The organism is Phyllobacterium zundukense (assembly GCF_002764115.1).
Lineage (GTDB): Bacteria > Pseudomonadota > Alphaproteobacteria > Rhizobiales > Rhizobiaceae > Phyllobacterium > Phyllobacterium zundukense.
This window is the reverse complement of the sequence record NZ_CP017942.1, coordinates 195,001-206,356: the sequence shown is the minus strand read 5'-3', so window position 1 is coordinate 206,356 and position 11,356 is coordinate 195,001. Positions and strand designations below refer to the sequence as shown.

The following is an 11,356-nucleotide window of genomic DNA, read 5'->3' as shown; positions in this document are numbered from 1 at the left end:
TGGCACTTGAGCTTCGCTTTGCTCGCTAAGTGCCGAAATCACTTTCTCTCCCACGAGGGGAGAGATAATCGACATCGGCCGTTGCGGCCGATCACCGTCCGCCGATCACACCGATATAGTCGGAGACCCAGCGGTGATAAGGCACACACTCGCTCTGGCTTTCGCACTTCGTAACCGGCGTCCTCCAGAACTTGATCTTGTCGAAATCATTGTAGCCGTTGGTGGCGCAGCCTTCGTCAGTCAGAAGCTCATTGCCTTTGCAGGCTGCCCCGACCGAAGGATTGGCGCCGAACCAGGCGGAAACATCGCCCTGTACCTTCGGAGACAGCGAATGTTCCATCCACAGATAGGCGCAGTTCGGATGCGGGCTGTCGACATGCAGCATGGTCGTATCCGCCCACCCCGTGGCGCCTTCCTCAGGGACAACAGATGCGATGGGTTTCTTCTCCGCTTTCAGCAAATTGACCTGGAACGGCCATGAACCGGAGGCTACCACACCTTCATTCTTGAAGTCGTCGATCTGGATCATCGCATCGTGCCAGTAGCGGCCGGCGAGGGTCCGCTGCACTCGCAGGAGATCAAGCGCCGCTTTGTACTGGTCTTCGTTGAGTTCATACGGGCTCTTGATGCCCAGTTCTGGCTTGTGGAACATGAGGTAGTTGGCGGCGTCGGCAACGTGGATCGGGCCGTCATAGGCCTGGATCCGCCCCTTGTTCGATTTACCGTCCGGCAGGGTCATCTCCTCGAACACAACGTTCCAGCTGGACGGCGCCTTATCCTTGAAGGCATCCGTATTATACATGAGCACGTTTGGGCCCCAGACATAGGGCACGCCGTAATGGACATCCTTGACCGTATGCCACGGCGCATTCTGAATGCGTTCGTCGAGAGTCTTCCAGCTTGGTATGAGATCGGTGTTGATCGGTTGCACGCGCTTGCCAGCGACGAGACGTAGCGAAGCATCGCCGGAGGCGGTGACAAGATCGAAGTCGCCTTCATTCATCAGTGCGACCATCTCATCCGATGTCGCAGCAGTCTTGACGCTGACCTTGCAGCCGGTTTCCTTTTCAAAGCCTGTGACCCAGTCGTAGGCCTTGTCCGTGTCTCCGCGTTCGATATAGCCAGGCCACGCGACAATGGAGAGTTCGCCTTCGCCCTTGCCAAGCTCCTTCAACGCTTCCTGAGCGAGGACCTGTGTCGTGAAGGCAAGGGAAAGCGTCAGCGCAGTGCAGGATTTCAGAATCTGCTTCATCTCAATTCTCCCGTTTGGGCCGCATTTTGCGGCCTATGTTCCCGGAAAATAGAGTGCCTTTATTTCCCCGCATTCGCAAATTCATTTATGAGAAGGTAGATATCGGAATTTCCGATACCGCAACGTTTTAACGTCCGCGTCCGCTTCGCAGAGCCTCGGCGATGCCGACGAAATCGCGTGCCGCCTGCGGCAGGCTGGAGCCCTTGCGCCAGACCATGCCGACCTGCACAACGGGCAGGGCGCCCGAGACGTCCCGGCTTTCGATCCGGTCACCTTCGAGTGACCATGGGCGGTAGACAAGATCCGGCAGCAACGCGATGCCGGCGCCTGTCGCAACCAGGCTGCGGACGGCTTCGACCGAGCGCGTGCGGAAGGCCACGTGCGGACGCGCACCAAGCGCGGTCAACAGCTTACCGGTGTTTTCTTCGATTTCATCAACGGTCAGCATGATAAGCGGTTCGCTGGCAATATCGTTGATCGAGATGATATCTGCGCTGACCAGCGGATGACCCAGCGGCAGCCACAGCCTATAGGGGGATGTCTCGATGATTTCTGCTTGCAACGCCATGCGGTCGCGCAGGTTGGAGATGACCATTACCGCTACATCCAGTTCGCCGCCAACCAGCAGGTGTTCGAGATAGGAGCCGTTGTCCTCGATGGCACTGACCTCGACACCGGGGCTGGCACGGCGAAAGCGGGCCAGAAGGTCGGACAATACGTAACCGGCGACCAGCGAGGTGACACCCAGATTGAGCTTCCCCGCCGGCTTGGGCGTTTCTGCGGAAAAGGACCGGCGGGCATCTGAAACACCCGCCAGGATCTTGGTTGCATGCCGCAGGAACTGGTGGCCGTTATAGGTGATATCGAGTCCGCGCGGGTGCCGCTCGAAGAGCTCAACGCCGAGGTCGTTCTCGAGTTCCTTCACGGCCTCCGTGATCGACGATTGCGAGATCGACAGGTTTTGCGCGGCACGTGTGATCGAGCCCTGTTCCGCGACAGCGACGAAGTATTGCAATTGCCGGAGTGTGAATGCCATGTGTGACTTAACACTGTGAGATGGCAAATTGGCAAGCGACCCGCCCGCCGGAAGGCGCTGGACAAATATTGCCGATTGTTAATGATATTATAATATTATAAATAGAATGAAGAGGTTGGGAGACCGGCAGGGAGGCAGGGCCGTTGGCGTTTCGAGCGGGCGGTGATTGTTAGCTGAGTTCCCCTGTAACACACACAAATAGCAGGCGAAGAGTTGGCAGACAACGAGCTCACCAATTACGATTTTCGCACGGCGGGACAGGCGCGCACGCATCATGGCCATGTCATGCGCGATCTCGGGCTGAAAATCATCAGCGGCGCTTATCCGGAAAACACCATTCTGCCCGGCGATGCCGAGTTGCTCGAGCGATTCGGCGTTTCCAGGACCGTGCTGCGCGAGGCATTGAAGACGCTCGCTGCCAAGGGCTTGATCCAGCCAAAAGCCAAGATCGGCACACGTGTGCTCGAGCGTTCGCACTGGAACCTTTTCGATCCGGATATTCTTGTCTGGCATTTTGAAGCGGGAGCAAGCGCGCATTTTCTTTCGAGCATTGTCGAAATGCGTCTCGCCCTGGAGCCCGAGGCAGCAGGCCTTGCCGCGCTTCGGCGCACTGACGCACAGCTTCAGAAGCTATACCATTGGGTCGCGAGGATGGGGAGCGCCCGCGACTCCGCGCAGGATTTCGTCTATAGCGACCTGCAATTCCACATTGGGATTGCCGATGCTTCCGGGAATCCGTTTATGCGCTCGATCAGTGCCCTGATCGAAGTTGCACTTGTCACCACCTTTACCATCAGTTCGCCAATACCCAACTCGGAAAGCCATATTCGTTCGGTTGCACGGCACACGGCAATCGCCGACGCAATCAAGGCCGGCGACGCAGAAGCGGCCAAGGAGGCCATGCGTGTCGTTATCCGCGAAGGGGCGGAACGGGTGCTGACCGCCGGCCATACAGGGGATGTGTAGGCTTCGGCTTAGATCCAGCCGCCAGTGCAATCAAAGCGCTGTCACCTTGACCTTCGATGGTTTTTCGACCTTGAGCGGATTGCGCAAAGGCAAGCCAAACGCCGGTGCCTCGATCTCAAACACATCGCCGTTTTCTGTTTTCACGCCATCGGCAAAGGAAAGCGTCGCCGTACCAAACATATGCACGTGAATATCGCCGGGCTGGCGAAACACTGCATATTTGAAATGGTGATGCTCGAGATTGGCAATCGTATGGGACATGTTGTCTTCGCCGGACAGGAACGGCTTTTCCCATATGGTCTTGTTCTTTCGCAGGATACGCGAGGTACCCCTGATATCGGCAGGCAGATCGCCGACGATCAGTTCCGGACCAACCGAACATGGCCGGAGTTTCGAATGGGCCAGATAGAGATAGTTGACGCGCTCCATGACATGATCGGAAAACTCGTTGGCGAGCGCGAAGCCGAGGCGGAAGGGCGAACCATCGGGGCCGATCACATAGATGCCCGCGATCTCGGGCTCCTCGCCGGCATCGTCGGCAAAGGCGGGTGAGATGAGCGGCTGTCCCGGACCTGTCAGCATGGACCCGTTACCCTTATAGAACCATTCGGGCTGAACGCCGGCCTGGCCCTTCTTCGGCTTGCCGTTCTCCAGTCCCATGCGGAACATCTTCATCGAATCGGTGAGGGTTTCCTCCTTGGCATCGCCGATCTTGCGGTGCATGGCATCGCGCGTTGCGGCCGATCCGAGATGCGTGAGACCGGTACCAGTCAGGTGGATGTGCGCTGGATCGTGCGTATCGACGGGGGGAAGCAGGCGGCCTTCCGCATAGGCCGCGGCGATATCCAGTTTCTTGCCGAGTCCACGGTTTTCCACAATGGTCGCGATGCCGGTCTTCGCTTCGATCGCCGCATGCGCCAATTCCAGCACAGACCGCGTTCGCTTTACTTGCCGGAATTCATCACCGACGCGCGCGGCCACTTGCCGCTTTCCATTGGCATTCATCAACTGAACCAGATTCAAGGCTTTCCTCCCGGATGTTTGGGTATATGAATTATAGGTCCGCAAATTAAGCGATCGAACCATCTTTTCAAAAATATTATAATAGTATTATATTGATGTAAACGACCTTTGATGGATCGGTCCACAGGTCGGGACGAGCCGGTGAGGGACATTATCACATCATGGCGAAAGCCCTATTCCAAAAGTCATACTTTTCGGATAGATGTTGAAATGACCCGCTCTGGGAGGAACTGGTTCGGTGCAAAAATGTCGGTGAAGCCGAGAATATCGCATCGGACATGATTGGAAAACTGGGAGGAACAGACGTGAAAATGCTCAAACTATTTGCCGCGGGATTGATCGCACTTGGTGTGATGGGTACGCAAACCTTTGCCCAGGACAAGGGTTCCGTCGGCATTTCCATGCCGACTAAATCCTCGGCGCGCTGGATTGCCGATGGCGACAACATGGTGAAGGCGCTGAAAGAACGCGGTTACGCTACCGATCTGCAATATGCGGAAGACGACATTCCAAATCAGCTGGCGCAGATTGAGAATATGGTCACCAAGGGCGTGAAGGTTCTTGTGATCGCTGCAATCGACGGCACGACCTTGTCGAACGTTCTGCAGCAGGCGCACGATGCCGGCATCAAGGTCATTTCCTATGACCGCCTGATCCGCGACTCCGGCAATGTCGATTACTACACGACCTTCGACAACTTCCAGGTTGGCGTTCTGCAGGCTGGTTCTCTCGTGAAGGCTCTTGGCCTTCCGGAAGCAAAAGGCCCGTTCAATATCGAGCTGTTCGGCGGCTCGCCCGACGATAACAACGCCTTCTTCTTCTATGATGGTGCCATGTCCGTCCTGCAACCTCTGATCGACAGTGGCAAGCTCGTCGTCCAGTCCGGTCAGACCGGCATGGACAAGGTCGGCACGCTGCGCTGGGATGGTGCTGTTGCCCAGGCGCGCATGGATAATCTCCTGTCGGCCTATTACACTGACAAGAAGGTCAATGCGGTTCTTTCGCCCTACGACGGTCTGTCGATCGGTATCCTTTCGTCGCTGCGCGGTGTGGGCTATGGCACGGCTGACCAGCCATTCCCGTTCGTTTCCGGACAGGATGCCGAAGTACCATCGGTCAAGTCGATCATTGCCGGTGAGCAGTACTCGACCATCTACAAGGACACCCGCGAGCTGGCCAAGGTAACGGCCAACCTCATCGACAAGGTTCTCAAGGGCGAAGAGCCGGAAATCAACGACACCAAGACCTATAACAATGGTGTCAAGGTCGTTCCGTCCTACCTGTTGAAGCCAGTCGAAGTGGACAAGACCAACTGGAAAGAAATCCTGATTGGTGGTGGCTACTACACGGAAGATCAGATCAAGTAGGTCTTTGATCAGTGCCGAACCCTGCGTTCTTCGCGCAGGGTTCGTTGCCATGTCGATAGAGGCTCGCCGGTTAATGTTTTCGGTGGCGCGAGGGCGCAGAGCCAAATATAAATTGCAGAAGGAAACGACGCCACAGCAGGCCATATTGCTGCAAAAGCGTCGATGAGGATCTCGATGGAAACCATCCTCGAAATGCGCAACATCACCAAGACATTTCCTGGTGTGAAGGCGCTGAACAATGTCAATCTGGATGTGCGCAAAGGCGAAATTCACGCTCTGGTGGGCGAGAACGGCGCGGGCAAATCAACCTTGATGAAGGTGCTAAGCGGCGTCTATCCGCACGGCAGCTACGAAGGCGAAATATTTTACAACGGCCAGGAGCAGCATTTTCGCGATATTGGCGACAGTGAAAAGCAGGGCATCATCATCATTCACCAGGAGCTGGCGCTCGTTCCGCTCCTGTCCATTGCCGAAAATATCTTCCTTGGCAACGAACCGGCAAAGTTCGGCATTATCGACTGGCACATCGCGGAAAACCGCACTCGCGAACTTCTCGCCAAAGTCGGCTTGAAGGAAGATCCGCTGACGTTGATCACCAATCTCGGTGTGGGCAAGCAGCAATTGGTGGAGATTGCCAAGGCCCTTTCGAAGGAAGTCGAACTCCTCATTCTCGATGAGCCAACGGCCAGCCTTAACGAAAAGGACAGCGACGCTTTGCTGGCGCTGCTGCTGGAATTCAAGGCGCATGGCATTTCCTCCATTCTCATTTCGCACAAGTTGAACGAAGTCGGTAAAGTTGCCGACCGCATCACAGTGCTGCGCGACGGCGCCACGATCGAAACCCTGGACAAGGATGAGATCTCGGAAGACAGGATTGTTACGTCCATGGTCGGGCGCCAGCTGGCGGATCGCTTTCCGCAGCGTGAACCCGACATTGGCGAGGTGGTGTTCGAGGTGAAGGATTGGGTGGTCCACCACCATATCCACAGCGATCGCACCGTCATCAATGGCATCAACCTCAATGTTCGGAAGGGAGAGGTTGTCGGCATCGCCGGACTTATGGGCGCCGGGCGTACGGAATTTGCCATGAGCGTCTTCGGCAAGGCCTACGGCCGCAAGATTAGCGGTGAGGTTTTCATCAAGGGCAAGAAGGTGGACGTCTCGACCATCGGCAAGGCGATCGACAACGGCATTGCCTATGTCACGGAAGACCGCAAGACCTTTGGCCTCAATCTGATCGATCACATCAAGCATAATGCCACGATCGTCAACCTCGTGGGCGTCTCGCACAATGGCGTGCTTGATGACATGGCGGAATTGAGGGTGGCGAATGAATATCGCCGCAAGACCAATATCCGTTCATCGAGCATCTATCAGAAGACCGGGAATCTTTCCGGTGGCAATCAGCAGAAGGTTGTCCTGTCGAAGTGGCTGTTTGCCAATCCGGACCTGCTGATCCTCGATGAGCCGACACGCGGTATCGATGTTGGCGCGAAATACGAAATCTATACGATCATCAACCAACTGGTAAGCGAAGGCAAAAGCGTGCTGATGATCTCGTCGGAAATGCCAGAGCTGCTCGGCGTCTGCGACCGGATCTATGTAATGAACCAGGGCAGGCTCGTCGGCGAAATGCCGGCCAGTGAAGCCAGCCAGGAAAAAATCATGCGCGCCATTATCCGTGCTGAAGGGAAAGCATCATGACTATTGAAACCGCAGCAACCCAAGGGAAAAAAGACTTCAAGACGGATGGATCCGCGCTGAAGGGCAACTACCGCGAATACGGTTTGGTGCTGGCACTTATTCTTATCATGCTGTTTTTCCAATTCACGACCAACGGCGTGTTGTTCAGGCCGGTCAACCTGACCAATCTGGTATTGCAGAACAGCTACATCATCATCATGGCTCTCGGAATGCTGCTGGTGATCGTGGCTGGACATATCGATCTTTCGGTGGGGTCGGTGTCCGGATTCATCGGCGGTCTTGCTGCCGTGATGATGGTCCGGTGGCAAATCCACTATATTCCGGCGACAATCCTGTGCCTCATCATGGGTGGCGCCATTGGCGCGGCCCAAGGTTACTGGGTTGCCTATCACAAGATACCCTCCTTCATCGTCACCCTGGCCGGCATGCTTGTGTTCCGGGGACTGGCGTTGTGGCTGCTTGGCGGCCAGTCCGTCGGTCCATTCCCCCCGCAATTCCAGTTGCTGAGTTCCGGTTTCATTCCCGACTTTTTCGGCTATCCGGGGTTCAATATAACCTCGATGCTTGTCGGCATTGCCCTCGTAGCATTGATGATCTATTTCAGCGTGCGCGGACGCGCCAAGCGCGAGAAGCATGGCTATGAGGGTGAACCCTTTGCACTCTTTGTCGCAAAGAACCTGATCATTGCCGGGATCGTGCTGTTCCTCACCTATCTGCTGTCCTCCTACAAGGGACTGCCGAATGTCCTCATCGTCATGTCGATCCTGATTGCGCTTTTCGTCTTCGTCACCAAGCGCATGACGGTCGGCCGCCGCATCTACGCGATGGGTGGCAATGAGAAGGCGGCGAAGCTCTCCGGCATCAAGACCGAACGGCTGACCTTCCTGACCTTCGTCAATATGGGTGTCCTTGCTGCGCTTGCCGGGCTGATCTTCGCAGCGCGTCTCAACACAGCAACGCCGAAGGCGGGCCTCGGCTTCGAACTCGACGTGATCGCGGCTGTGTTCATTGGCGGCGCATCGGCGATGGGCGGCGTCGGACAGGTCATGGGGGCGGTGATCGGCGCCTTCATCATGGGTGTCATGAACAACGGCATGTCGATCATGGGCGTCAATATCGACTGGCAGCAGGTGATCAAAGGCCTCGTCCTGCTCGCTGCCGTCATCTTCGACGTCTACAACAAGAACAAGGCTTGAACGATCTGCTTCCGTTTATCTGTGCTCGGCCCCGTCCCACAAAGGCGGGGCCGATCACTTTATATCCACTGATTCCATTTTGACTCTTAATCGGCGTAATGCATGAATGCCGCGCGAACTCAAACAGCAGCGGATTTCTCATCCATGGATAACGCCAAGCCCGCCTCAAGCGATCGCGCTCCCTCGCATCTGTTCTACCAGTCGCGCCTGCGCCGTCCCCTGGTCGACCGCGCCGAGGGCATCTATCTCTGGGATCAGAACGGCAAGCGGTACATCGACGGGTCTAGCGGTGCGATGGTGGTCAATATCGGTCACGGCAACCGCCATGTCATCGATACGATGAAAAAGCAGATGGACAAGGTGACCTTCGCCTATCGCCTGCATTTCGAGAACGAGCCGGCGGAAGATCTGGCAGGTCGCATTGCCGGCTATATGCCGGAGGGCATGGACAAGGTTTTCTTTGTCTCCGGTGGCTCCGAAGCCGTCGAATCCTGTCTCAAGCTTGCCCGGCAATATGCGGTGGCGACTGGCCAGGCGCAGCGCTGGAAGGTTATTTCGCGGTTTCCATCCTATCATGGCGGTACGCTCGGCGCGCTCGCGGTCACCGGTTATGCCGCGCTGACCGACCCCTTCACCGCCATGATGAAGGAAATGCCAAAAATCCCGGCGCCGACGGCTTACCTCGACCGGGACAATTTCAGCATTGAGGAACGCGGCCTGCGCTATGCCGACAAACTCGAGGAAGCCATCCTTGCGGAAGGGCCCGAATCCGTTCTCGCCTTCATCATGGAGCCGGTGGGCGGCGCATCGACCGGTGCGCTCGTTGCTCCGGACAGCTATTATGGTCGTATCCGTGAGATCTGCGACCGCCATGGCGTACTGCTCATTCATGACGAGGTGATGAGCGGTGTCGGGCGCACCGGAAAGTTCCTCGGCGGCGATCACTGGAATTGCCGGCCGGACCTGATCGCCCTGTCGAAGGGGTTCGGCTCGGGTTACAGCCCGCTCGGCGCCATGGTTGCGCCATCGCGAATGGTGCAACCGGTTCTCGATGCGGGCGGCTTCCAGCACGGCTACACCTATGCTGGCAATCCGCTTGCCTGCGCGGCGGGGGGTGCCGTCCTTGACGAGATCGAGCGGCTCGATCTTATGGGCAATGCCGCGGCGATGGGCGATTTGCTCAAAGGCGAACTCGTTATGCTTTCGAAGCGCTTTCCCTTCATCGGTGATGTGCGCGGCAAGGGTCTGCTGCTCGCTGCGGAGTTTGTCGAAAACACCGTGACGATGCAGCCTCTAGCCAAAGAGAAGAACGCGTTCCAGCGTGTCATCGACATCGCCTATGACAAGGGCCTCATCATTTATTCACGCCGCACGCGCGGCGGTGTCGAGGGCGACCATTTCCTGGTCTGCCCGCCGATGATCGTCACGCGCGAGCAGATCGGCGAAATTGTTGCCATTCTCGATGACACGCTGCAGGACCTTGCTTCCGAGCTGAACCTACCTGTGAACAGGTGAGGGGACATCATGGCCAAGAAGAAAGTCATTATCACCTGCGCCGTCACCGGCTCTGTCCATACGCCGACCATGAGCCCCTATCTGCCGGTAACGCCGGATCAGATTACGGCGGAGGCGATCGCCGCAGCCGAAGCCGGCGCGTCCATCCTGCATCTGCACGCGCGCAACCCGGAAAACGGCCGACCCTCCGCCGACCCGAATGTCTTCATGCAGTTTCTGCCGCGCATCAAGCAGGCGACCGACGCCGTCATCAACATCTCGACCGGTGGCAGTTCGCTGATGACGCTGGATGAGAGGCTTGCCGCTGCCACGCGGGCCGAGCCGGAGATGTGTTCGCTCAATATGGGCTCGATGAATTTCGGTCTTTACCCGGCACTCGACCGGTTTACGCAATGGCAGCATGAATGGGAGCCGCAACTGCTGGAAGCCACGCGCAGTTCCATCTTCAAGAATACATTCGCCGATATCGAAGATATTTTGATACGGTTGGGGGAGGGCTGCGGCACGCGTTTCGAGTTCGAATGCTATGATGTCGGCCACCTTTATACATTGGCGCATTTCCGAGACCGGGGCCTGGTCGCGGGACCGCTGTTCATCCAGTTTGTCTTTGGCGTGCTGGGAGGCATCGGCGCCGATCCGGAGAATCTGACCCATATGAAGCGAATTGCCGACAAGCTCTTTGGCGACAGCTACAGTTTTTCCGTGCTGGCGGCGGGCCGTCATCAGATGCCGATGACCACCATGGCAGCGGCCATGGGCGGCAATGTTCGGGTCGGGTTGGAGGACAGCCTCATGCTCGGCCGCGGCGAGCTGGCAAAATCCAATGCCGATCAGGTCAAACGCATCCGTGACGTGCTGGAAGCTTTGTCGCTCGATGTGGCGACACCGAATGAGGCGCGCACCATGCTCGGCCTCAAGGGCAGCGACAAGGTTGCGTTCTGATGGCCGTCGCGATCAGGCAAGCGACCATCGACGATGCCGCGCTGTTGCATCAGGCGATCCTAAAACTCGCGGAAAGCATGGATGCTGTTGAAAGGGTAAAGAGCACACCTGACGCTTTGCGCCGTCACGGCTTCGGCGGCGATCCGGCATTCGAAGCGCTTATCGCCGAAATCGACGGCGCCTTCGCTGGCATGTGCCTGTATTTTCCCAGCTTCTCCACATGGCGAGGCAAGCCCGGTATCTATGTGCAGGACATTTTCGTCGAAGAACGGTTTCGCGGCAGGAAGATCGGCGAGCGCCTGCTGCAGGCGGCCGCTGAACGAGGGCTGGCAAAAGGCGCAGCTTATTTGCGCCT

At 57.1% G+C, this 11,356-nt stretch carries 10 protein-coding genes (1 of these 10 cut by a window edge); 7 read left to right on the top strand and 3 right to left on the bottom strand.

The features are described 5' to 3' along the window. Positions 1–91: 91 nt before the first annotated feature. Together BLM14_RS24010 and BLM14_RS24005 are read right to left on the bottom strand one after the other, a co-directional pair. Positions 92–1,252: an ABC transporter substrate-binding protein gene (locus tag BLM14_RS24010; protein WP_100002395.1), complete on the bottom strand. Its 1,161-nt coding sequence runs from the start codon at positions 1,250–1,252 to the stop codon at positions 92–94. Between the two features lie 127 nt (positions 1,253–1,379). Next, positions 1,380–2,288, bottom strand: coding sequence for a LysR family transcriptional regulator (locus tag BLM14_RS24005; protein WP_100002393.1), 909 nt, complete (start codon positions 2,286–2,288; stop codon positions 1,380–1,382). Between the two features lie 213 nt (positions 2,289–2,501). Here BLM14_RS24005 and BLM14_RS24000 point away from each other — a divergent pair, with 213 nt between their 5' ends. Beyond that, positions 2,502–3,254 (top strand): FadR/GntR family transcriptional regulator, encoded by a 753-nt coding sequence (locus tag BLM14_RS24000; protein WP_237143666.1) that lies wholly within the window; start codon positions 2,502–2,504, stop codon positions 3,252–3,254. A 30-nt stretch (positions 3,255–3,284) separates the two neighbouring features. On the opposite strand, the gene araD1 is transcribed toward BLM14_RS24000, so the two are convergent. Next, complete coding sequence (araD1, locus tag BLM14_RS23995) at positions 3,285–4,277, bottom strand: AraD1 family protein (RefSeq protein WP_100002389.1); 993 nt, start codon at positions 4,275–4,277, stop codon at positions 3,285–3,287. A gap of 311 nt (positions 4,278–4,588) precedes the next feature. Between araD1 and chvE the strand changes: the two genes are divergently transcribed. The 6 genes from chvE to BLM14_RS23965 form a co-directional block, all read left to right on the top strand. Continuing rightward, the gene (chvE, locus tag BLM14_RS23990; protein WP_237143672.1) at positions 4,589–5,644 is read left to right on the top strand and encodes a multiple monosaccharide ABC transporter substrate-binding protein; all 1,056 of its coding nucleotides are present in this window, start codon (positions 4,589–4,591) and stop codon (positions 5,642–5,644) included. A gap of 174 nt (positions 5,645–5,818) precedes the next feature. Beyond that, positions 5,819–7,348 (top strand): multiple monosaccharide ABC transporter ATP-binding protein, encoded by a 1,530-nt coding sequence (gene mmsA, locus BLM14_RS23985; RefSeq protein WP_100002385.1) that lies wholly within the window; start codon positions 5,819–5,821, stop codon positions 7,346–7,348. Then, a complete protein-coding gene (mmsB, locus tag BLM14_RS23980) occupies positions 7,345–8,544 on the top strand; it encodes a multiple monosaccharide ABC transporter permease (RefSeq protein ID WP_100002383.1) in 1,200 nt (399 codons plus the stop codon). The genes mmsA and mmsB overlap by 4 nt, the downstream gene beginning before the upstream one ends. Positions 8,545–8,688: 144 nt before the next feature. Then, complete coding sequence (locus BLM14_RS23975; RefSeq protein WP_100002902.1) at positions 8,689–10,059, top strand: aminotransferase family protein; 1,371 nt, start codon at positions 8,689–8,691, stop codon at positions 10,057–10,059. A 9-nt stretch (positions 10,060–10,068) separates the two neighbouring features. Continuing rightward, complete coding sequence (gene kce / locus BLM14_RS23970) at positions 10,069–11,001, top strand: 3,5-dioxohexanoate:acetyl-CoA acetone transferase (RefSeq protein ID WP_100002382.1); 933 nt, start codon at positions 10,069–10,071, stop codon at positions 10,999–11,001. Continuing rightward, positions 11,001–11,356 carry the 5' portion of a GNAT family N-acetyltransferase gene (locus BLM14_RS23965; RefSeq protein ID WP_100002380.1) on the top strand. Its footprint extends 145 nt past the window's final position, so 356 of the gene's 501 nt are visible here — the first part of the coding sequence; its start codon is at positions 11,001–11,003; its stop codon lies beyond the right edge, outside the window. The genes kce and BLM14_RS23965 overlap by 1 nt, the downstream gene beginning before the upstream one ends.